Source organism: Pseudomonas sp. NS1(2017), from assembly GCF_002269425.1.
In the GTDB taxonomy this organism is placed as follows: domain Bacteria; phylum Pseudomonadota; class Gammaproteobacteria; order Pseudomonadales; family Pseudomonadaceae; genus Aquipseudomonas; species Aquipseudomonas reactans.
Window position 1 is genome coordinate 6,484,157 of record NZ_CP022960.1, and the last position, 21,438, is coordinate 6,505,594.

At 60.8% G+C, this 21,438-nt stretch carries 25 protein-coding genes; 13 read left to right on the plus strand and 12 right to left on the minus strand.

Features of this window, described 5'->3' with window-relative positions; translation table 11 throughout:
• Nucleotides 1-125: 125 nt before the first annotated feature.
• On the minus strand, nucleotides 126-449 hold the full coding sequence (locus tag CI807_RS30140) for a DUF2025 family protein (RefSeq protein ID WP_095017347.1): 324 nt from the start codon (nucleotides 447-449) through the stop codon (nucleotides 126-128).
• 232 nt (nucleotides 450-681) lie between these two features.
• On the opposite strand from CI807_RS30140, the gene CI807_RS30145 reads away from it, so the two are divergent.
• Both CI807_RS30145 and CI807_RS30150 read left to right on the plus strand, forming a co-directional pair.
• Nucleotides 682-1,809, plus strand: a complete 1,128-nt coding sequence (locus CI807_RS30145) for a glycerophosphodiester phosphodiesterase family protein (protein ID WP_095017348.1) — start codon at nucleotides 682-684, stop codon at nucleotides 1,807-1,809.
• Nucleotides 1,810-2,463, plus strand: a complete 654-nt coding sequence (locus tag CI807_RS30150) for an AraC family transcriptional regulator (RefSeq protein ID WP_095017349.1) — start codon at nucleotides 1,810-1,812, stop codon at nucleotides 2,461-2,463. It begins immediately after the preceding gene.
• Here the strand turns inward: CI807_RS30150 and CI807_RS30155 are convergent.
• Complete coding sequence (locus CI807_RS30155; protein ID WP_095017350.1) at nucleotides 2,455-3,318, minus strand: sterol desaturase family protein; 864 nt, start codon at nucleotides 3,316-3,318, stop codon at nucleotides 2,455-2,457. The genes CI807_RS30150 and CI807_RS30155 overlap by 9 nt on opposite strands.
• 155 nt (nucleotides 3,319-3,473) lie before the next feature.
• Here CI807_RS30155 and CI807_RS30160 point away from each other — a divergent pair, with 155 nt between their 5' ends.
• The 4 genes from CI807_RS30160 (at nucleotide 3,474) to CI807_RS30175 (ending at nucleotide 7,991) form a co-directional block, all read left to right on the plus strand.
• Complete coding sequence (locus CI807_RS30160) at nucleotides 3,474-3,782, plus strand: PepSY domain-containing protein (RefSeq protein ID WP_095017351.1); 309 nt, start codon at nucleotides 3,474-3,476, stop codon at nucleotides 3,780-3,782.
• Between the two features lie 174 nt (nucleotides 3,783-3,956).
• Nucleotides 3,957-5,129, plus strand: coding sequence for a GAF domain-containing sensor histidine kinase (locus CI807_RS30165; RefSeq protein WP_095017352.1), 1,173 nt, complete (start codon nucleotides 3,957-3,959; stop codon nucleotides 5,127-5,129).
• Between the two features lie 120 nt (nucleotides 5,130-5,249).
• Nucleotides 5,250-6,272 (plus strand): transporter, encoded by a 1,023-nt coding sequence (locus CI807_RS30170; protein WP_016978332.1) that lies wholly within the window; start codon nucleotides 5,250-5,252, stop codon nucleotides 6,270-6,272.
• Nucleotides 6,273-6,374: 102 nt separating this feature from the next.
• On the plus strand, nucleotides 6,375-7,991 hold the full coding sequence (locus tag CI807_RS30175; RefSeq protein WP_016978331.1) for an inorganic phosphate transporter: 1,617 nt from the start codon (nucleotides 6,375-6,377) through the stop codon (nucleotides 7,989-7,991).
• A 125-nt stretch (nucleotides 7,992-8,116) separates the two neighbouring features.
• Here the strand turns inward: CI807_RS30175 and CI807_RS30180 are convergent, their stop codons facing one another.
• The 3 genes from CI807_RS30180 to CI807_RS30190 are packed head-to-tail and all read right to left on the minus strand — an operon-like array spanning nucleotide 8,117 to nucleotide 10,783.
• Nucleotides 8,117-9,091: a biotin-dependent carboxyltransferase family protein gene (locus CI807_RS30180; protein ID WP_095017353.1), complete on the minus strand. Its 975-nt coding sequence runs from the start codon at nucleotides 9,089-9,091 to the stop codon at nucleotides 8,117-8,119.
• Entirely contained in the window at nucleotides 9,088-9,966 is an 879-nt protein-coding gene (locus tag CI807_RS30185) for an allophanate hydrolase subunit 1 (RefSeq protein ID WP_095017354.1), read from the minus strand. Before CI807_RS30185 ends, CI807_RS30180 begins: the two co-directional genes overlap by 4 nt.
• Nucleotides 9,967-10,024: 58 nt before the next feature.
• Nucleotides 10,025-10,783 carry a 5-oxoprolinase subunit PxpA gene (locus tag CI807_RS30190; protein WP_095017355.1) on the minus strand — a complete coding sequence of 253 codons (759 nt, stop codon included), beginning with the start codon at nucleotides 10,781-10,783 and terminating at the stop codon, nucleotides 10,025-10,027.
• A 103-nt stretch (nucleotides 10,784-10,886) separates the two neighbouring features.
• On the opposite strand from CI807_RS30190, the gene CI807_RS30195 reads away from it, so the two are divergent.
• Nucleotides 10,887-11,804, plus strand: a complete 918-nt coding sequence (locus CI807_RS30195) for a LysR family transcriptional regulator (protein ID WP_095017356.1) — start codon at nucleotides 10,887-10,889, stop codon at nucleotides 11,802-11,804.
• Here CI807_RS30195 and CI807_RS30200 read toward each other — a convergent pair.
• Nucleotides 11,801-12,697: a LysR family transcriptional regulator gene (locus CI807_RS30200; protein WP_095017357.1), complete on the minus strand. Its 897-nt coding sequence runs from the start codon at nucleotides 12,695-12,697 to the stop codon at nucleotides 11,801-11,803. The two genes, CI807_RS30195 and CI807_RS30200, sit on opposite strands and share 4 nt — an antisense overlap.
• Nucleotides 12,698-12,803: 106 nt before the next feature.
• On the opposite strand from CI807_RS30200, the gene CI807_RS30205 reads away from it, so the two are divergent.
• Nucleotides 12,804-13,562, plus strand: coding sequence for an SDR family NAD(P)-dependent oxidoreductase (locus CI807_RS30205; protein ID WP_095017358.1), 759 nt, complete (start codon nucleotides 12,804-12,806; stop codon nucleotides 13,560-13,562).
• 81 nt (nucleotides 13,563-13,643) lie between these two features.
• On the opposite strand, the gene CI807_RS30215 is transcribed toward CI807_RS30205, so the two are convergent.
• A complete protein-coding gene (locus CI807_RS30215; protein ID WP_095017359.1) occupies nucleotides 13,644-14,108 on the minus strand; it encodes a multidrug/biocide efflux PACE transporter in 465 nt (154 codons plus the stop codon).
• Between the two features lie 88 nt (nucleotides 14,109-14,196).
• Between CI807_RS30215 and CI807_RS30220 the strand changes: the two genes are divergently transcribed.
• Nucleotides 14,197-15,051: a LysR family transcriptional regulator gene (locus CI807_RS30220; RefSeq protein ID WP_095017360.1), complete on the plus strand. Its 855-nt coding sequence runs from the start codon at nucleotides 14,197-14,199 to the stop codon at nucleotides 15,049-15,051.
• A gap of 10 nt (nucleotides 15,052-15,061) precedes the next feature.
• Here the strand turns inward: CI807_RS30220 and CI807_RS30225 are convergent, their stop codons facing one another.
• Nucleotides 15,062-15,904: a LysR family transcriptional regulator gene (locus tag CI807_RS30225; RefSeq protein WP_095017361.1), complete on the minus strand. Its 843-nt coding sequence runs from the start codon at nucleotides 15,902-15,904 to the stop codon at nucleotides 15,062-15,064.
• 111 nt (nucleotides 15,905-16,015) lie between these two features.
• Between CI807_RS30225 and CI807_RS30230 the strand changes: the two genes are divergently transcribed.
• Complete coding sequence (locus tag CI807_RS30230; protein WP_016978321.1) at nucleotides 16,016-16,741, plus strand: SDR family oxidoreductase; 726 nt, start codon at nucleotides 16,016-16,018, stop codon at nucleotides 16,739-16,741.
• A gap of 1 nt (nucleotide 16,742) precedes the next feature.
• Here CI807_RS30230 and CI807_RS30235 read toward each other — a convergent pair whose 3' ends face one another.
• From CI807_RS30235 to CI807_RS30250, 4 genes are read right to left on the minus strand one after another with little or no spacing between them, the layout of a single operon-like run.
• Complete coding sequence (locus CI807_RS30235; RefSeq protein ID WP_095017362.1) at nucleotides 16,743-17,951, minus strand: RNA polymerase sigma factor; 1,209 nt, start codon at nucleotides 17,949-17,951, stop codon at nucleotides 16,743-16,745.
• Nucleotides 17,948-18,424, minus strand: a complete 477-nt coding sequence (locus CI807_RS30240; protein ID WP_095017363.1) for an SRPBCC family protein — start codon at nucleotides 18,422-18,424, stop codon at nucleotides 17,948-17,950. Before CI807_RS30240 ends, CI807_RS30235 begins: the two co-directional genes overlap by 4 nt.
• 34 nt (nucleotides 18,425-18,458) lie before the next feature.
• On the minus strand, nucleotides 18,459-18,803 hold the full coding sequence (locus tag CI807_RS30245; protein ID WP_095017364.1) for a YciI family protein: 345 nt from the start codon (nucleotides 18,801-18,803) through the stop codon (nucleotides 18,459-18,461).
• A 42-nt stretch (nucleotides 18,804-18,845) separates the two neighbouring features.
• Nucleotides 18,846-19,265, minus strand: coding sequence for a nuclear transport factor 2 family protein (locus tag CI807_RS30250; protein WP_095017365.1), 420 nt, complete (start codon nucleotides 19,263-19,265; stop codon nucleotides 18,846-18,848).
• A gap of 148 nt (nucleotides 19,266-19,413) precedes the next feature.
• Here CI807_RS30250 and CI807_RS30255 point away from each other — a divergent pair, with 148 nt between their 5' ends.
• The 3 genes from CI807_RS30255 to CI807_RS30265 are packed head-to-tail and all read left to right on the plus strand — an operon-like array spanning nucleotide 19,414 to nucleotide 21,430.
• The gene (locus CI807_RS30255; RefSeq protein WP_095017366.1) at nucleotides 19,414-19,932 is read left to right on the plus strand and encodes a GNAT family N-acetyltransferase; all 519 of its coding nucleotides are present in this window, start codon (nucleotides 19,414-19,416) and stop codon (nucleotides 19,930-19,932) included.
• A gap of 42 nt (nucleotides 19,933-19,974) precedes the next feature.
• A complete protein-coding gene (locus CI807_RS30260; RefSeq protein ID WP_095017367.1) occupies nucleotides 19,975-20,229 on the plus strand; it encodes a helix-turn-helix domain-containing protein in 255 nt (84 codons plus the stop codon).
• On the plus strand, nucleotides 20,222-21,430 hold the full coding sequence (locus CI807_RS30265) for a type II toxin-antitoxin system HipA family toxin (protein WP_095017368.1): 1,209 nt from the start codon (nucleotides 20,222-20,224) through the stop codon (nucleotides 21,428-21,430). Before CI807_RS30260 ends, CI807_RS30265 begins: the two co-directional genes overlap by 8 nt.
• The last annotated feature ends 8 nt before the right edge of the window (nucleotides 21,431-21,438 follow it).

Consider the following 21,438-nt stretch of genomic DNA (forward strand, 5'->3'; position numbering starts at 1 on the left):
GGCTTGCCCCGCGTTGGGCTGCGCAGCGGCCCCAAACCTGACACTCCGTTCTAACTGAACGAACGCGGCGCCCTTACTGGGGCTGCTACGCAGCCCAACGCGGGGCAAGCCCGCTCGCCACAGGGTTAGCTCACCAGACTGCGCAACGCACTGATCTGCGGGATCTCCGCCCGGCGCATATACACCCGCAGCGGCTCGGTGATGTTGATGCGGTCGTCGATGTTCTGGTCCAGCAGCAACTGGATGCGCTCGCGAGACAGGGTCATGGTCTGCTCCGGGGCCGGCAGCCAGACGAATTCGGCGGTGGGAATGATGCCGTCATCGGCCACGTCCATGCCGAAGGAATCTTCGCTGAAACGTACGATGTAGTGGCCGGTCTTGCGATTGAGGCCAACAAAACCGTGGAGTTGGTCGGCGGCCTGGCAGATAAGCTCGGAGGTGATGCGCATGGTAAACCTCACTGAAAAGTCCCACAGGGACTGGAAAGATGGTTTACACGCGTGGCGGAAAGCGCCGCCCTCTAATGGGGCAGCTTCGGCCAAGAATACTGCAATGCCTGGAAAAAAAACCGAGAAAATTGAAGCCTGCGCACGTTAATGTCGGTTTGGTGATAGCGCCTTTCGCAATCAATTGTTAAAAAGGAGGCCTTCTCAAAGCTACCTACACGAAAGGACTTCGCATATGCCTGTCACGTTTACCAAGAGTGCCCTGCTGCTCGCTCTGATGCTCGGCCTCGGCCAGGCACAGGCGCAAGACCCGATCAGCCCGGCTGAATTGGCGACAAACGAAGGCATTCCGTATCCGGCCGTGATCGCCCACCGTGGCGCGTCCTACGACGCACCGGAATCCACTGCTGCCGCCTACAAGATCGCCCGCGACCTGGGTGCCGACTACCTGGAAATGGACCTGCAACGCAGCAAGGACGGCGTGTTGTTCGCCCTGCACGACAACAACCTGCAGCGCACCACCGACGTGGCCACCAAGTTCCCGGATCGCAAGGACGCCCCGGCCAACGAGTTCACCTGGAAAGAACTGCAAACCCTCGACGCCGGCAGTTGGTTCAACGCTGCCTACCCGGACCGTGCGCGCCCAGGTTTCGTCGGCCTGAAAATCCAGAGCCTGGACGACATCATCAAGATCGCCGAGGGCAACCCGCAGCACAAACCCGGCCTGTACATCGAGACCAAGGAGCCTAAGCAATTCCCGGGCATCGAAGCCGACCTGAAGAACAAGCTGCTCGACAAAGGCTGGCTGAGCTCCGCCGGCTCCAAGCTGGGCAAGAGCAACACTGGCGTCGGCCAGGGCAAGGGTCGCGTGGTGCTGCAAACCTTCGAAGTGGCCAGCCTGAAAGAACTGCAGAGAGAAATGCCGAACACCCCGAAAATCCTGCTGCTGTGGGTGGGTCAAGGCAGCATCGAGCCGAAAAACAAGCAGACGTTCGCGGAGTCCGGTGAAACCACCAAGGCCGCCTACTACGCCAAGCAAGAGCCGAAAGACGCCGCCGAGTTCGAAAAATGGGTCGACGAAGCCAAAAACCTCGGCGCCATCGGTACCGGCCCATCCGCTGAGCTGACCAACCACGGCGACCAAAGCTATTCGGACCTGGTCAAGCCAGAGATGAACAAGCTGACCCACGACAAAGGCCTGCTGGTGCACGTCTACACTGTGGACGAGCCGGTGGACTTCGACAAAGTGATGAAGGCCGGCGTCGATGGCATCTTCACCAACCGCGCCGCCGAACTGCTGAAGTTCTACAAGCGCTGGCCGTCGTCCAGCGTGCAGGACCTGCTGAACGACTATAAGTACTGAGTGAAGGCCGAATGGTCAGGCCGCCTGTGGTTGGGGCGTGACTACGGCCTGATCCTCGGCGAGCTGGGGCGCACCGCGCCCCATGCGCACTACGCTCATCAGTTGATGATCTCCAAGGGTTCACCGATCACGGTCAGCCTTGATGGCCACGTCACAACGGCCCATCGCCTGTTTATCCCTTCGCGACAAACCCACGCCATTCTTGAAACGCAAGGTGAGGTTTCGGTGCTGTACGCCGAACCGGCCGTGTTTGATATCGCCCCTTTGTTGCACAAGGACTTATCCCTGGAGGCATTGCGTCGACTCCCTCGGCGCAGCCTGGGTGATCCGCGGCTGGAGCGCGCCCTCGCCGCGCTGGATCAACAACTCAACGGCAAAGTGTCAGCCCAGGCCCTGGCCCAGGCCGCGCACCTGTCATTGAGCCAATTGGAGCGTCTGTTCGCCCACCAACTCGGCTTACCCGTGCGTCGCCTGGTAGTGTGGCGAAGGCTGCGCGTCGCCCTGCAACTGGCGCTCGCAGGCGGCACGTTGACCGAGGCCGCCCACGGTGCGGGGTTTGCCGATTCGGCGCATTTTTCGCGGACCATGAAGCAGCTGTTTGGCGTCACGGCAGCCGCCTCATTGCGCCAGTTGGATGTTCAACTGTTAACGTAAATCGTCCGGCAGTGACGGCTCCTTGCTCAAGCCAACCGCCTTGAAGGGATCACGCAACTGCGCCCCATAGTCCACCGGAAAGTCCGGCCGACTGCCAATCCCCAGATCCCCCGGCCCCATGCGATAGCGTTCGCGGTAATACGCCGTGCCCAGCAGCCAATCCCACAGGTTGAAGAACAAACCGAAATTCACATCCCCGGCGCGGCCATATTTCATGTGGTGAAACCGATGCACCGGCGCCCAGGCGAACACCCAGCGTAACGGCCCCAGGCGCATGTCCACATTGGAATGCTGCAACAGCAATTGCAAGGCAATAGCCAACGCCAGCAACTGCGCCACCTCCAGGGGAATGCCCAGCAGGATCAATGGCAACAACCCCGCCGTGGCTTCCAGCATCTGGTGCAATGGATGCTTCATCAGCCCGTTGAAACCATACAACCGCTGCACGCTGTGATGCACCGCATGCAGTCGCCACAGCGGCCGGATGCGATGGCTGGCGTAATGCATCAAGGTGATACCGGCATCGGCCAGCACGATGGCCATCAGCAGTTGTTCCCACAACGGCCAGCCACGCGGCCAAATGCCTTCGAACGCCAACAGCGCCGTGAGCCCTGGCAGGATCAACAAGCCCACCGCGTTCAGGCTTTCGTTGACCAGGGCGTGCAACGTGTCACGTCGACGATCGCCCAGGCTGCGATTCCACTCTGGTTCATAGGGCAACCATTGTTCTGTCAGGAATGACACCCCGACCGCAATCACGAACAGCAGAATCAAGCTGTCCGGCTGCCAAAGCCCACACGCAATGAACCCCAGCAGGAATGCAGGCGCATAGAGCCAACTCACTAACCGTTTCATGCCGAATCTCCCTTTAAGTGAGCCCCCAGCATGAAATCCCCCGCGCCTGGCGGATTGAACAAACTGCGCAACCGTTTGAATTAATTAAGGGTGAATTAAGTTGCGCTGGTTAACCTGATCCCACTTAAACAGCTCACCTGAGAAGGACACACACCATGAAAACCTTGACCGCTTTGTTCGCCGCTACTGCCCTGACCCTGACCGCCGGCCTGGCCCAGGCCGATGTTCGCCCGGACCAGATTGAAGGCCTGCTCAAGTCCGGTGCGGTAATGCCTTTCGAAAAACTCAACGCCGCCGCCCTGGCCAAACACGCGGGCGCCACCATCAACGACACCGAGTTGGACCATAACAACAGCGGCGTACTGGTCTACGAAGTGGACCTGACCGACACCGCCGGCAAGAAGTTCGAAGTGAAGCTCGATGCCAAGACCGGTGCTGTGCTGGAAGACAAGATCGACAGTTGAGTCACCGCTTCACTCATAGCCGCGCGCCTTCGGGTAGCGCGGCTTTTTTGTGCCCGCGCATAGGAAATTTCCCTACTTAACGAATGAAATTACACCTACAACCCACAAGGTCGCTAAAATCCCACTCATTGGCCGGGGCATAACGCTCACCACCTTCCGGATCGAGAGTGCTGCATGGGGCAAAAAGCCGCCGACATCGCCACCATTGGCCGCATCAGTGCCGTCCCCGCGATGCTCAAGGTCATCAGCGACATGACCGGACTGCGCTTTGCCGCCGTAGCGCGGGTGACCGACGACACCTGGACCGCCTGCGCCGTATTCGACCAACTGGACTTCGGCCTCGGTGTGGGCGGCGAACTGGACCTCACCACCACGATCTGCCACGAAATTCGCGGCTCCCATGTGTCCGTGGTGATCGACAAGGCCAGCGAAGACCCGCTCTACCACGACCACCACACCCCGCGCCTCTACCAATTCGAAAGCTACATTTCTGTGCCGGTGTTCCGCACCGACGGCAGGTTCTTCGGCACTATCTGCGCCCTCGACCCCAACCCGGCCCACCTGCGCAGCAGCAGCATCCAGTCGACCATGGAGTCATTTGCCCGGGTCCTGTCCCTGCAGATCGAAGCCGAGGAAGCCGCGCTTCACACCCAAGCGCAATTGCAGGAAGAGCGCGGCACCGCCGAACTGCGCGAGCAATTCATTGCCGTGCTCGGCCACGACCTGCGCAACCCGCTGTTTGCGATCAACTTCGGTGCCGAGCGGCTGCTGCGCAAATTCCCCGAACCGGCCACCGACACCCTCGTACGCCATATCCTCGCCAGCGGTCGCCGCGCCGCGCAGTTGGTCGAAGACTTGCTGGACTTTGCCCGTGGCCGCCTGGGCAGCGGTATCCCGCTGAACATCAGCGATTGCCTGGGTTTGCAGGAGGCCTTGCTGCATGTGGTCTCGGAAGTGCAAAGCGTGCACCCGCAACGGCTGATCCACGCGGACATCGGCGACCTGCAGGGCGTAAGTGGCGACCGCGACCGCCTGGCACAGTTGCTCTCCAACCTGGTCGCGAATGCCGTCCACCATGGCTGTCACGATGGGCCGGTGGAAGTCACGGCAAAGATCGAGCAAGGTCATTTCAACCTGACGGTCAAGAACCCGGGGCAAATCGACGCACTGGCCTTGCCCCGCCTGTTCGAGCCCTACTCACGCCCCGCCAAGGAAACACCCCAGGCCGGCTTGGGACTGGGGTTGTATATCGTCAAGCAGATTGCCGACGCCCATGGCGGTGAATTGAGCGTCTCCACCACCGCCGAGCACGGCACTGTATTTACGTTCCGCCTGTCAACGGCCTGATCAAGCGCCCTGGCGGGCCGTCAACTCAGTAAACGGTCACAGAACTGTCAAATCTCCTTGCAATGATTTGCGCATGCGAACCTGTAAAATCTCCTACGGGCGCTTCTCCTGCGAGCCCTCATGAACCACAGCATTGACCACAGCCACCAGGACTCCGACCTGTTTGGCTTGCTTTACGGTTTCCGTTTTCGCCCCGGTGAAAAGGGTGAGCAGATAGATTCGGCGGCGGCGCTCCAGGCGCTACGCCAACCGGGCGACCCGGAAGAATTCCTGTGGCTGCACCTGAACCTCGCCCACGCCGCGTGCGAGCGCTGGATGCAGGCCCACCTGGACCTGCCGGAAGAGTTCTTCGAAGCCCTGCATGAAGGCTCGCGTTCCACGCGCATCGAACACGTCGACTCGGCCTTGCTGGCGGTGGTCAACGACGTGGTGTTCAACTTCAGCAGCATGGTCTCGTCGGATATTTCCACGCTGTGGGTCTGCGCCCGCAGCCGCCTGTTGATCAGCGCGCGCCTGCAACCGCTGCACTCGGTAGACAAGTTGCGCTCGTCGGTAAAGGCCGGCGAAAGCTTTCGTTCGCCGCTGGCGTTGCTCGTGCATTTACTGCGCGACCAGGGTGAAGTGCTGACGCAGATCGTGCGCAAGACCAGCATCAGCGTCGACCATATCGAAGACCAGTTGCTGTCCTCGCGCCTGTCCACCAACCGCGCCGAACTCGGCGCCGCACGCCGGGTGCTGGTGCGCCTGCAACGCCTGCTGGCGCTGGAGCCGGGCTCGCTGCTGCGCCTGCTCAACCGGCCGCCGCAGTGGTTGCAAAAGGAAGACGTGAAGGAGCTGCGCAAATCCACCGAGGAGTTTGCGTTGATCATCAACGACCTGATGGCCCTGGGTGAACGCATCAAGTTGTTGCAGGAAGAAATCGCCGCCAACCTCAACGAGCAAAGCAACCGCACGCTGTTCACCCTGACCGTGGTGACAGTGCTGGCATTGCCCATCAACATCATCGCCGGTTTTTTCGGCATGAACGTGGGCGGTGTGCCGCTTTCCCAGGACCCGGAAGGCTTCTGGATTCTGGTGGCGCTCGTCGCGACCTTCACGTTGATTGCCGGGCGCTGGGCCTTCAGAAAGCGCAAGGATTACTGACCAGCGGCCAGCTCAATCACCTAAACACTGATGTATGGCAGCATCTCTGTAACATTCTGCAATGACTATGAACGACATCCTCATCACACTGGATGCTCCGGCATGGCCACCCCTTCCCTGACTGCCTCCACCCACGCCTCACCTGCAGACCCCAAACCCAGGCTGGACAAGAAACCCGGCCTGGTGACGGTGATCATCTTCTTCGCCGTGCTCGCCATGGGCCTGTTGTTCACCGCCTACAGCCTGATGCACGACATGCACGAAATGGGCGCCCAGCTCACCACCTGGACGCCTTTTCTGCTGCTGGGTGTAGCGCTGTTGATCGCCTTGGGGTTCGAGTTCGTCAACGGCTTCCACGACACCGCCAACGCCGTGGCGACCGTGATCTACACCAATTCGCTGCCGCCACATTTTGCGGTGGTGTGGTCGGGCTTTTTCAACTTCCTCGGCGTGCTGCTCTCCAGCGGTGCGGTGGCGTTTGGCATCATTGCGTTGCTCCCGGTTGAGTTGATTTTGCAGGTGGGCTCATCGGCCGGTTTCGCGATGATCTTCGCCCTGTTGATCGCAGCGATCCTGTGGAACCTCGGCACCTGGTGGCTGGGTTTGCCGGCATCGTCGTCCCACACGCTGATCGGCTCGATCATCGGCGTCGGCGTGGCGAATGCCTTGATGCACGGGCGTGACGGCACCAGCGGCGTGGACTGGAGCCAGGCAATCAAGATCGGTTACGCCTTGCTGCTGTCGCCACTGATCGGCTTTGCCTTTGCGGCCATGCTGTTACTGGCACTGCGCGCGTTCGTCAAGAACCGCGCGCTGTACAAGGCACCAAAAGGCGACACCCCGCCGCCGTGGTGGATCCGCGGCATGCTGATCGCCACCTGCACCGGCGTGTCCTTCGCCCACGGTTCCAACGACGGGCAGAAAGGCATGGGCCTGATCATGCTGATCCTGGTCGGCACCCTGCCGATGGCCTACGCGCTGAACCGCACCATGCCCGCCGAGCAGTCGCTGCAGTTCGCGGCGGTGGCCGAAGTGACCCAAGTGGCGCTGGTGAAAAGCGCGCCGCAGGCACTGACCGGCGACCCGCGCCCGATCCTCTCGACCTACGTGCGCACCAAGGAAGCCACCCCGGAACTGGTCCCCGCCCTCGCCGCCCTGGCCGGGCAGATCGGTGATGAAGTCAAAGGCTACGGTTCCCTGGCCAAAGTACCTGCTGAAGCCGTGGGCAACGTGCGCAATGACATGTACCTGACCAGCGAAACCATCCGCCTGATGGACAAGGGCAAAGTCGGCAATTTCGACGCAGATACCCAAGGCAAGCTGCAACTGTTCAAGCAACAGATCGACAGTTCCACGCGCTTCATTCCTCTCTGGGTGAAAATCGCCGTGGCCATCGCCCTGGGACTGGGCACCATGGTCGGCTGGAAGCGCATCGTGGTGACTGTGGGCGAGAAGATCGGCAAGACCCACCTGACTTACGCCCAGGGCGCCTCGGCGGAAATGGTGGCGATGCTGACGATTGGCGCGGCGGATATGTATGGGTTGCCGGTGTCGACAACGCATGTGCTGTCGTCCGGTGTGGCGGGGACGATGGTGGCGAATGGTGGGGGGTTGCAGATGCGCACGATCCGCAATCTGGCGATGGCGTGGGTGCTCACATTACCGGCTGCGATTTTGCTGTCAGGCAGCCTCTACTGGTTGTTCACCAAACTTTTCTGACACAACACAGCGCAAAAATGTGGGAGCGGGCTTGCTCGCGAATGCGGAGTGTCAGTCACTGGAGATGTTGACTGAACTACCGCATTCGCGAGCAAGCCCGCTCCCACATTTGGATTTTTATTTCTTCAGTGGTTGAAGAGTCCAGCCATCGCGTTGACCCGCTTCTTGTACACCCGCCGCGCCTCCAACGCCTCCTCCAGCGTCACCGCCACAAACCCCGCCCGCTGGTTCGGCTGCATCTGGCCGATCAAGTCCAGGTCGGCGCTGATCACCGTGCCGATCATCGCGTAGCCACCGCCCGACACCGCATCCCGGTGCAACACAATCGGCTCCAATCCCGCCGGCACCTGGATCGAACCGATCGGGTAGCAACTGTCGACGATGTTCGACGGATCCGACCCCGCGCCAAACGGCTGCTCCCGTGGCTGGAAACTCAAGGCACTACCGCCCTTGAAGCGATAGCCGATACGGTCGGCTTCGGAACCCACGGTCCACGGCTCGGCAAAGAAGCTGCTCTTGGCCGCCTCCGTCAGGCGCTCGTAATACAGCCCCGGCACTACACGCAGGGTCACATCACCGCCCACTGATCGGCGCAGCGCCATCGGCAAACTGTTGCCCGCCCGGCCCGTGCCATTGGCTTCACCGATGGGCAGTTCATCACCTTCCTGCAAGCGCCGCCCGTGGAACCCGCCGAGGGCGCCGAGGGTGTAAGTCGAGCGACTGCCCAGCACCAACGGCACGTCAATCCCGCCGGCCACCGCGAGGTAGGTCCGTGCGCCCGCCTTGGGAAACTCGAAGCGCAAGACCTGCCCGGCGCGCACCTGAAATGCGGTGTCCTGGTGCACCACTTCACCGTCCAGGCGCGGCGACATCAAGGCGCCGCTGAGGGCCACCAGCGCGTCCTGCTGAAACTCCAGTTCGGGGCCGATCAGCGTGCATTCCAGGCCCGCCGCGCCGACTGGATTGCCGACCAGGTGGTTGGCCGCACTCAACGCGTATTGATCCAATGCACCCGACGGCGGGATGCCCAGGTGGTAATAGCCTTCGCGGCCAAGGTCCTGCACGGAGGTGGCGAGGCCGGGTTTGAGGACCTTGATCATGCCAGCGCCTCCTGCAGGGATTTCGGATAACCGATGGGGTCGGCGAGAAAGGCATCGAGGGAAAATTCCACAGGGCGGATGCGCAGGTCGAAACGTCCTGCGTCGACTTCGGCAACGGCCAGGTCGTAGGCCTCACGGTCCATGGGTTTGAACTGCACGATATCGCCAGGACGGAAGAACACCATGTGTTCCTTGAAGTACGCCAGTTGCTGCGCCGGGTCGTAGATCGGCGCCGGGGTCACGCCAAACATCTGGTAACCGCCGGCACCGCGTACCGAGTAGATGCAGCCAAAACAGCCGCCATGGCCGAGGGTGAGTTTCGGCGTGTCAGTGCGCGGTCGCAGGTACTTGGGCACCTGCAATTGCCGCTCGCGCTCGACCATCTGGAACATGAACGGCAGGCCCGCCACGAATCCGACCATCGATACAAACCACGGCGCACCACTGTGGGCGGCGATGAACGCCTCCACATCGGCCAGCCCGTTGATGCGCGCGGCGTACTCCAGGTCCGTACCGCTGGGGTCTTGGTGGCGGTCGCGAAAACGCATCAGGGTTTCGTGGGTCCACGGGTCGTTGTACAGCACCGGGATTTCGATGATGCGCGTGTGCAAGGTGCGTTCAGCCACAGCTTGGGCTTCGGCAGTCTGCACCGCATCGAGCAGCACATGCGGGGCGATGCGGTCGGGGTCGAAGCGAATCTGGAACGACGCATTGGCCAGGCACACATCCAGCACGCCTTCCAGCGCCAGGCGCTCCACGGCACGGGTCACCGCCATGCCTTTGAAAAAGGCCTCCAGGGACATGCTGTCGCTGACCTCGGCAAACAGGTGTTCATCACCGCCGAAGCTGTAGCGGATGGGAGATGTTTCAGCCATGTCTGTTCCTCTTGGAATCATTGTAGAAAGGCAGGCGAAAAAAATTAAGGAATCGTTTTTATTGGGGTGTTTTGACGGTGATGCCCGCTCGGTCCAACGCTTCGCGGGTGGCCTCTACCAGCTCCAGCGCACCCGGCGTGTCGCTGTGCAGGCAGATGGAATCGAATTCAATAAACAGGTCTTCGCCTTCCACGGTTCGCACCAGCCCGCTCTGACAAGCCCGTAGGACGCGCGCCGCCACCGTCGCCGGATCCAGTGCTCGCACATTGCGGGTAAACACGATGGAGCCGGTCAGATCGTACTCACGGTCGGCATAAAATTCCCGCACCACCGGCTGCCCCAGCTCCTTGGCCACGCGCCAGATCACCGAGTTGGGCATGCAGTACAACAGCAGCGTCGGCTCGATGATTTGCAGGTTTTGCACCAGCAGCCGCGCGGCTTCTTCATCGCGGGCCAGGTGCATGTAGAGCGCGCCATGGGGCTTGATGTGTTGCAGGGTTACGCCTTGGGCGCGGGCGATTTCCCGCAGGGCGCCGAGCTGGTAGAGCATGTCGTCCACCAGTTCCTGGGCCGGTGCGTTGATGTGGCGACGGCCAAAACCGACCAGGTCCCGAAACCCCGGATGCGCGCCGATGGCCACGCCCAGTTGCTTGGCGCGCTCGACCGTACGACGCATGGTGCCGGGGTCACCGGCATGGAAGCCGGTGGCGATGTTGGCCGAGCTGATGTAGGCCATCAGCTCCGCGTCGACGCCATCGCCGATGGTCCAGGGGCCGAAACCTTCGCCCATGTCCGAGTTGAAATCCACTGCCTGCATCCGAGTCGCTCCGCCTAAGTGATGGAGGAAAAGTAGGCTGCGGCTTGACCCCTTGGGAAGATCTATTATCAGATGGCCCATCTTCTGAAAAACAGATATCGCTATGTCCCTGACCTTGCGCCAAATTCGTTACTTCGTCGCCACCGCCGAAATCGGTCAGATTTCCCAGGCAGCCATCCACCTGAACATCTCGCAATCGGCGGTGACCACGGCGATCAAGGAGCTGGAGGCGATGCTCGGCGTACAGCTGTTCGTGCGATCGGCCCAAGGCATGAACCTGACCGACGCGGGCCGGCATTTTCTCAACCGTGCCTACGTGATCCTGCGCAGTGTCGATGACGCGCTGAACAGCCCGCTGCCCGACTACCGCGCCCGCGGCGTGCTGCGCCTGGCGGCCAGTTATACGGTGCTCGGCTACTTCCTGCCGCACCACCTGCAACGCATGGAGCACTGGCATCCGGACGTAACCATCGAAGTGTTCGAGCAGGAACGCCAGGCCATCGAACAGGGGTTGCTCGACGGCCAATTCGACATGGCGGTGGTACTCACCGCCAACCTCACTCACCCGGATATCGTTTCGGAGATTCTGTTCAATTCGGAGCGCCGCTTGTGGCTGCCCAGTCATCATCCCCTGTGCGAACGCGGCGCCGTGAGCTTGGCCGACGTAGCCCAGGAACCCTACATCCTGCTCACCGTCGACGAGGCCGAACACAGCGCCATGCGTTATTGGGAACAGGCCGGGCAGACGCCCAAGGTGCGCCTGCGCACCAGTTCGGTGGAGGCGGTGCGCAGCATGGTCGCCAATGGCAGCGGCGTGGCGATCCTATCGGACCTGGTGCACAGGCCCTGGTCCCTGGAAGGCAAGCGTATCGAAACGCTCACCGTCACCGACCCGGTCACGCCGATGAGTGTGGGCCTCGCCTGGCACCGCGAGCGTGCATTTACCCCGGCGATGCAGGCGGTGCGCGATTACTTCCACGACGCGTTCCTGGCACCGCAGCAGTTGTCGGCGCGGCGTTAGAGCTGGGCTTGCAACGTCACTGCCAGCCACTCCATGAACACCCGAACACGTTGCGGCAAATGGCGTTGGCCGGCGTACAACATCGACACGTCCAGCGCCGGCGCCGGGTACTCCGGCAACACGCTCACCAGTTCGCCTCGTGCCAATAATTCGCGGATACCGAGTAACGGCACCTGGGTAATGCCGAAACCGCCCAGGCAGGCCGCTTGGTAGGCATCGGTGCTGTTGACCGTGACCCGTCCGGCCATCGGCACGCGGTGCACCTTGTTGCCCTGCTGGTATTCAAACCCTGCCGAGCGTGAACCCAACGGCCGCACGTAATGCACCAACTGATGCTGCGCCAGGTCCGCCAGGGTCATCGGCGTACCATAGCGCTGCAAGTAGGCCGGGCTCACGCAGTTGACCATCGGCATGCTGCAGATTTTGCGAGCAACCACTGTTTGATCAGGCTGGGCACCGACGCGCAGCACGCAGTCAAAACCTTCGGCGATCAGGTCCACTTGGCGGTCGGAACTGCTGATTTCCAGGTCGATCAGCGGATGCGCGTCCATAAACGCCGGCAGACGCGGCAGGATCAATTCCCGCGCCATCACGTTGGGCATGTCCACGCGAATGCGTCCGGTCAGTTGCGCCTCATCCTGGCGAAACAACCCTTCCAACTCTTCCATGTGCGCCAGCAAGTCCTTGCTGCGCTCATACAGCACACGGCCATCCTGGGTCGCCTGCACTTTGCGCGTGGTGCGTTGCAGCAAACGCGTGCCGAGCAATTCCTCCAGCGCCTGCACATGCTCGGACACGGTAGAACGCGGCAGCCCCAGGCTCTCGCCCGCCTGGGTAAAACTCGACAGTTCAGTGACGCGCACGAAGGTGCGCAGCAGCTCAAGTTTGTTCATGGGATTGTTCGCCTTATCCGGCCAGTGATTCCGGTATAGCGCTGTTTATCACGTTATGGGCGAATAAATACACTCGCTGCCACTGATCACCTGAGAGGACTGCACCATGACCCGTAAAATCGCACTTATCACCGGCGCCAGCCGTGGCCTGGGCAAAAGCGCCGCGTTGCACCTGGCGGCACAGGGCGTTGACATCATCGGCACTTACCACAGCGCGGCGGCTGAGGCCCAGGCCGTGGTCGAGCAGGTTCAAGCACTGGGTGGCCGCGCCGCCATGCTGCAACTGGATGTGAGCCAGAGTGGCAGCTTCGATGGCTTTGTCGGTGAAGTCGGCCGCTTGCTCAAGGATGTATTTGCACAGGATCACTTCAACTTTCTGATCAACAACGCCGGCATCGGCGCCCACGCCAGCTTTGCCGAGACCACCGAAGCGCAGTTCGACCAACTGGTGGCGATTCACTTCAAGGCGCCGTTTTTCCTCACGCAAAAACTGCTGCCGCTGATCAGCGATGGCGGGCGCATCATCAATATTTCCAGCGGCCTGGCGCGGTTCAGCCTGCCGGGGTATGCGGCGTATGCGTCGATGAAAGGTGCCGTGGAAGTGCTGTCGCGATACCAGGCCAAAGAGTTGGGCTCACGCGGGATCACCGTGAACACCCTGGCCCCGGGTGCGATTGCCACTGATTTCAGCGGCGGCACAGTGCGCGACAACCCGGATGTGAATGCAATGGTGGCCAACAATACCGCCTTGGGCCGCGCCGGTTTGCCCGACGACATCGGCGGCGCGATTTCCACCTTGCTCGCCGATGGCAGCAACTGGATCACCGGCCAGCGTATCGAAGCTTCCGGCGGCATGTTTCTCTGATTTCGCACATCTCCTGTAGGAGCGAGCTTGCTCGCGAAAAACCTGAGAACACCACGTTTATCCAGGTACCCCGCGTTATCGTTAACGCTCTTCGCGAGCAAGCTCGCTCCTACAGCGGGTAGTGTTTCTGTTGAGGATTTTTTCCCGAATCACGTCATACCCCCAGTGATACACATAGGTGTACGGCAGGAAAAACAGCAGTACACCGATGTCGAGCATGAACGCCTGGACCAGGCTGATATTCAGCCACATCGCGATCAATGGCACGGCGACAATAATCAGCCCGCCTTCGAACATCAACGCATGAAGCACCCGCGTCCACCCGCCGTCGGCCAGTTGCAAGCGAACTTTCAAGCGGTCGAACAAGCTGTTGAAAATGATGTTCCAGGTCAGCGCCAGCAGGCTCAGACCCAAGGTCACCGCGCCCATTTCCAGCGCCGGCCGCCCGGTGATCCAGACCAGCAGTGGTGTACAGATCAACAACGCCAGGCCTTCAAAACCCAGGGCTTGGCAAACACGTTCAGTAATCGACTTGGTGGGGTGCATGACCCTTCTCCGTGAGTGACGATGGTTGCCATGATTACCCTTTGAATCGATACTTCATAACTAATAACCATCGATCAAGGCGATAGTCATGGCCTCCCACGAAGTGCTGCAAGCGTTTGTCCAGGCCGCGACCCAAGGCTCCTTTTCTGCCGCAGCGCGCAAGCTGGGCAAGAGCCAGTCCACTGTCAGTGCGGCAGTGGCGAGCCTGGAGATTGACCTGGATGTGGTGCTGTTCGACCGCAGCAGCCGCAAGCCGACACTGACCCCCGCCGGGCAGGTGCTGCTGCAGCGCGCCGAGCAGGTGCTGGAGGCCAGCAGCCGTCTGGAGTTGGCGGCGAGCCAGTTGGCCCAGGGGTTGGAGCCGAAGGTGACCATCGCCATGTCAGACACCTACCAGTCGGAACGTTTTGAGCTTGCGCTCAAGGCGTTCGAAAAACGCTACCCGGACCTTGAGCTGGAATGGCTGATCGCCGAGTGCGAAGACCTGATCGCCCTGGTGCAGAGCGGCCGCGCACAGATTGCCTTGATCGAAGCCCAGGAGGTTTACCCGCCCGACCTGACGCGCTCGCCTGTGGCCGAACGCACGGAAATCGCACTGTTCGTCGCGCCCACCCACGCTTTGACCCGCGTCGAAAACATCGACCCGCACGCCTTGCAGCAACACCGTGAACTGCGCCTGGGGAGCATCATCAGCCCCAACGAAACGCGCACGTCGGGCCGTGTATGGTCGGCGCCGAGTTTTCTGATGTTGATGGAGATGGCTCAACTCGGCTTCGGCTGGGCGGAGTTGCCGCGCTGGTTGGTGGAGCGTTTTGGTAATGCCGGGCTGGTTGAACTCAACGTCCGAGGTTGGCCACGCTCGGTGGCGGTGGATGCGCTGTGGTCGCGGCAATATCCACCAGGGCCGGCGGGAAGCTGGATGCTGAGCCAGATGCTCGAGTAACCCTACAGGGTTATGCGGCCGACAACTGCGGCGGGCGGTGGGTCTGGAAATACTCGTGCAGCGCACGTAATGCGGGCGACTCCAAGGCTTGCGCAGCGAAACACAAGCCCACCCGACGCGTGGGGGCCGGTAAATGCCACTCCCGAATCACCACACCGGCCCGCTCCGCCGCCAGCGACTGCGGCAACATCGCCACACCCACACCCGCCGCGACCATATGCAACGCCTGGGTCAGCGAACCGGCATGCCCGGCCACCGCTTGCGGCGAGCGACCGTACAAGGCCATCAAGCGCTGATGGGAATCGTGCTGCGGGCAGGTGATCCAGTCTTCAATCGGTGCCCAGGCCTGCTCCCTGCCCGGCTGCGCCATGGGATGCGCCGCAGGCAACACCATCACGTAGGACTCTTCCCAAAGCGGCAGGAACAACTCGTCCTCGCAGCACATTTCCTCCACGGCCAGGCGCCCTTCGCCTTCGCAGCCTTCCTGCAAGGTCAGCAGCAAACCCGGCAGGCCTTGGTGCGCCATGCGCAGGAAGGTTTCGATCTGGCTGTCGGCAATATCGCCTTCCACCCCCAGTTCCAGGGCGATGCGATTTTCGCGTCCGCGAAACAGGCGGCTCAACGCCTCGGCTTCAGCCACCATGCGCCGCGCCTGAGGGTATAGCACCCGCGCCTCGGCACTCACTTCCACACCCCGTGGCTGACGCACAAACAACGCCACGCCCAGTTCGTCTTCCAACTGCTTGATCGTCACCGACAAAGTCGGCTGGCTGATAAACAAACGCTGGGCTGCCGCAGTGATATTGCGCTCTTCAAAGACCGCGAGAAATGCCTTGAGGTGACGAACATCCATAGCTGAATCCGATGGCTGACAGAGAAATAAGGCATTTTTCAGCCTTTGAGACGGCAAATATACTGCGACCACGATTCAGTTATCGATTTTTCTTATTTCAGGAGTTCATGCATGAGCAAGCCATTGATCATCATCACCGGCGCCAGCTCCGGTATCGGCGAAGCCACCGCCCGCCTGTTGTCAGCCGCCGGCCACCCGCTGTTGTTGCTGGCGCGTCGCATTGATCGCCTCAACGATCTGGGCCTGCCGAACACCTTGAACCGTGGCGTCGACATCACCGACCGCGCCGCCCTGGTCGCCGCCGTGCAAGAAGCCGAAGCCCGGTTCGGCCCAGCCGATGCGCTGATCAACAATGCCGGCGTAATGCTGCTGGGCGCAGTCAGCGAGCAAGACCCGGCGCAGTGGGAACAGATGCTGGATGTGAACGTAAAAGGCCTGCTCAACGGCATCCACGCCGTGGCCGGCAGCATGGTTGCGCGCCGAGGCGGCACCATCATCAACGTCAGCTCGGTGGCCGGGCGCAAGACCTTCCCGAATCATGTGGCGTATGTCGGCACCAAGTTCGCGGTACACGGGATTTCGGAAAACCTGCGCGAAGAATTGTCGCCAAGCAACGTGCGCGTCATCACCATTGCCCCAGGTGCGGTGGAAACCGAACTGCTCAGCCACACCACCGATGAGGCGATCAAGACCGGCTATCAGGCGTGGAAACAGGACATGGGCGGCACCGTACTCAGCGCCGATGACGTGGCCTCGGCAATTGCCTATGCCTACCAGCAGCCGCAGCATGTGTGCATTCGCGAGATCGTATTGGCGGCAACGCGTCAGCAGCCTTGATTCAGCGTTCAGCCAGACGCTTTTCGATAAACCTGCGTTCGGGTGCTTGTTGGGCCAAGGCCAGCGCCCGTTCGTAGGCGACTCGCGCCTCTTCGACACGACCCAATTGCCGGTAAAACTCCCCGCACGCCGAGTGCGCCAGGTGGTAATCCAGCAACTCGCCGCGCGCCAGAATCCCTTCTACCTGCTGCAATCCCGCCAAGGGTCCATCGCGCATGGCCAGCGCTACGGCGCGGTTCAGTTCGATCACGGCTGACGGCATCATCCTGAGCAACACATCGTAGAGCCCGACGATCTGCGGCCAGTCGGTTTCACCCGCACTGGGCGCTTCGGCGTGCACCGCCGCAATTGCGGCTTGCAGGCAATAGGGACCAAAGCCCCGTGTGCTCAATGCGTGCTCTACCAGTGCGCAGCCTTCGTCGATCATGGACACATCCCACCGCGAGCGGTCCTGTTCATCCAGCAACACCAACTCCCCACTGGCCGTGGTGCGCGCCGAGCGGCGGGATTCGTGCAGCAGCATCAACGCCAGCAAGCCCATGACTTCCGGTTCGGGCAGCAACTCCATCAACAATCGGCCCAGTCGAATGGCCTCACGGGTCAAATCCTCGCGAGTCAGATCGGCCCCCATGGACGCCGAATACCCCTCGTTGAACACCAGGTAAATCACCCGCAACACGCTGTCCAGCCGCTCGGGCAATTCGTCTCGGGATGGCACTTGATAGGGGATCTTCGCCTCGCGGATCTTGCCCTTGGCCCGCACGATACGCTGGGCAATGGTGGTCGGCGTGGCCAGGAACGCCCGGGCGATTTCTTCGGTGGTGAGCTCGCAGATCTCGCGCAAGGTCAACGCCGCCTGGGCATCGGCCGCCAACGCGGGATGGCAGCAGGTGAAGATCAGGCGCAGCCGGTCATCTTCCAAGTCTTCGTCACTCCAATCAGCCGCTTCCAGCGCGTCGGCCTGCTCCTGCAGCAACGGGGTGAACCGCGCCTGGCGGCGCAGACGGTCGATGGCCTTGAAGCGCCCGGTCGACACCAGCCAGGCGCGCGGATTGTTCGGCACACCGTCTAGCGGCCAACGCTGTACTGCGACGAAAAACGCTTCGTGCAGGGCTTCTTCGGCCAGGTCGAAATCACCCAGCAAGCGAATCAGCGTCGCGAGGACTCGGCGTGATTCGCTGCGGTAAATGGCCTCGACCGACCGGGTCAATCGGGCATGCCCTGGGTCACCAGGGTGACCAGCCGATCCAGGCTCTGGCCCCAGCCGTCATGAAAGCCCATGGCTTCGTGGGCCTGCTTGTCTTCGGCACTCCAGTGCATGGCGCGGGCGGTGTAACGCGTCTTGCCGTCGACCTCTTCGAAGGTGACTTCGGCGCTCATGAACGGCTTGCCCGAGGGTATCCAGCCGGGCATGAAGGCGTCGGTAAACACCAGCCGATTGGGCGCATCGATTTCCAGAAACACACCCTGGGTCGGGTACTCTGCGCCGTCGGGCGCACGCATCAAGGTGCGAAACAGGCCGCCGACCCACAGGTTCATTTCGCATTCGGGGGTGGTCATGCCGTGGGGGCCCCACCATTGCTGGAGCAAGGCGGGTTCGGTCCAGGCACGGAACACGCGGCTGGGCGGTGCATCGATCACACGGCTGATGGACAATTCAAACTCGGCAGGTTGCGTAGACATGGGGTAAACCTCTTGAGTCTTAGGATTGTTGTGTTCAGAGATTCAATTCACGCACGGGGCGCACTTCCACACTGCCGACCCGGGCGGCCGGAATGCCGCCGGCCACTTGGATCGCCTCATTTAAATCACGGGCCTCGATCAGGTAGAACCCGGCGAGCTGCTCCTTGGTCTCGGCAAACGGCCCGTCGGTGATCGACAACTTGCCATTGCGCATGCGCACGGTGGTGGCAGTGCTCACCGGCTCCAACGGCTCGGCAGCCAGCATGCGACCGCTGGCCTGAACGGACTGCGCATAGGCGAAGCACTCCGGGTCTGCCGGGCTGTCCGGCGAGGTGTGCAGCACCTGTTCGTTGCTGTAGATCAGGCAGAGGTATTTCATGAGCTTCTCCGTTTTCGGACGACTGACTATAGATCGTGCTGGTCAAGGTTTCAGGTCGAACAGACCAGCGCCGGTTTCCATGTCGAACGGCGCGGACCAATGCTCATGCACCACTTTCCATTGGCCATCGATGCGTTGATAACCGGCACTGACGCGCATCCAGCAGGTCTTGAGCACGCCGTCCGGCCCGGTGCCGCCACAGTGGGCCAGCCAATGGGCAAAGGCGCTGTCTGCTCCGGCAACGATATGCAGCTCATGAAAGTCGAAAACGCCGGGGCCAGGGCAGAATTCCATGCAGGCCTGCCAATGCGCCTGGTAGGCGGCCTTGCCCTTGAATTGCAGGGCGCCAACGGCGTCGAACGCGACGATATCGTCGGCGTAAAAGCTGACAATCTGCTCGACATCCTTGACGGTGACAGCGTGTTTCCATTGTTCGATCAGGGTGTTGATGGCAGTGCTCATGGCGATACTCCTTGGGGTAGAAAACATCACGAAAGACACCCTTAGTCGAATGACTCATCGGCAAATCGACAGCCGTTTAAAAATAATTTCGCCCCCAACAAACCCGATAGAATCCACGCATCTTTGTAGGATTTCGGATACACCCCCGATGGAAACCCGCCTCGCCCGTTATGAGACGTTGAGCCTTGTGCAGAAACAGCAACTCGACACCCTGCAAGTGCATCCCGAGCAACTGGCCTATTCCGGCGATATCTACTGCGCGCTGAACAGCCTGCTGATCAATCCCCATCCCGATGCCATCAAAGGCTTTGCCCTGCTCGCCGACGAAACGCCCGTGGCCTTCCTGCTGCTCAAACGCCCGCCTTGCCTGCCCCACTGGGCGAATGAACACAGCGCGACCTTGCATGCGTTGCAGGTGGATCGGTATCAGCAAGGGCGTGGGTTTGGCAAAGCCTGCCTGCAAGCGCTGCCCGCAGCGGCATTGCAAGCGTGGCCGCAGATCAAGGGACTGGAGTTGTCGGTGGATGCGGACAATGTGGCGGCGATGAGGCTGTATCTGGGGGCTGGGTGGGTGGATGGCGGAGAGGCGTATAAGGGGCGGATTGGGTATGAGCGGAGGTTGAGGTGGGCCTTTGGTCAGGGCGACCTTGACAGAGCACAAATGTAACGTATACATAACTTATGACTGACAAAGTAATGAATACGTGACATGGATATTTCTGTAATCACTCAACGACTTGGCACCCAACTGCGCACCCTGCGACTCAATCGCGGCTATAAACAGGCCGATTTGGCGAAGTTGGCCGGGATTACCCGGCAAAAACTGATTGAAATCGAGAAAGGCAGCCTTTCGGTGTCGATGAGTGCCTATGCGCGAGTGGTTGCCGCGCTAGGCAGTGAATTCAAATTAGTACCTGTCACCATGCCGACCCTGGAGGAACTGGAGGACTTGTTCAATGAATAGCCCCCACTTACGCGTTCATACCCCCCAAGGCGAAAGCGGCAGTGTTTTGATGAGTGCCAACGACTATCTGTTTCGCTACGGCGAGAACACGCTGGCGCAAAGCGCAGTCAGCCTGTCGATGCCAGTCCGCGCAGAAGAATACCGTCGGCGAGAACTTCACCCGATTTTCCAGATGAATCTGCCGGAAGGCTACGTTCTCGAGCAACTACGCAACCGCCTCGCCAAGACCGTCAAAGTAGACCCGATGCTGCTCTTGGCGCTCTCGGGTAGCAGCGCACCGATCGGCCGGGTGTTCGTATCGTCAGATCAAATAAACGAGCTGATCCATCGCAACAGCCCTCCCACGACCGGAGAAAACCTCGACGAAATTCTCGCCTGGGACGGCGTGGAAGATCTGTTCGTCGAACTGGTAGATCGCTACATCCTGCGAGCAGGCATTTCTGGCGTGCAGCCCAAGGTGCTGGTGCCGGAAAAACCACAAACACCCGAACAGAAATTCACCTCGAAAACCAACGACCTGATTATCAAAAGCGGGCGCGAAGAGTTTCCGGGGCTAGCCATTAACGAATACCTCTGCATGTCCATTGCCCGTGATGCAGGACTGCCGGTGCCACCGTTTTACCTGTCAAAAAATCATAAGTTGTTCATCATGCGACGCTTTGACCGGGACGAGCACCTCAACCCACTGGGTTTTGAGGACATGACCACGCTGATGGGCCTGTCAGCCGAGCAAAAGTACACCAAGAGTTATGCGGCCATCGCCAAGGCTGTCCGCGTGTTCTGCGCCCCGGCAAACCAGCGCGCTTCGCTCGATCAATTATTCGATAGCGTGGCGCTGAGCTGCATCGTGGGTAACGGCGATGCACATCTGAAAAACTTCGGCGTGCTCTACAGCGATCCGGTGATATCGGACACGCGATTGGCACCCGCTTACGACATCGTGAACACGACTGCCTATATTCCCGAAGACTCGTTGGCGCTGGATCTGAGCGGAAACAAATCTCTGTTCGCCTCACGCCTGGGCATCCTCGAATTTGCCAGAACGTGCGAAATAGAAAATCCCGAAACGCGCATCCAGGCATTGCTCCAGACCCTGGAAGTAACGCTCAAGCGCGAAGACGATTACTGCCGCCTAGCCCCTGACGTGGCGAAAGCCATTCGGCAATCCGCGCAGGGTTATCAACACAGCTTTGGCGGCTGAACACGCGC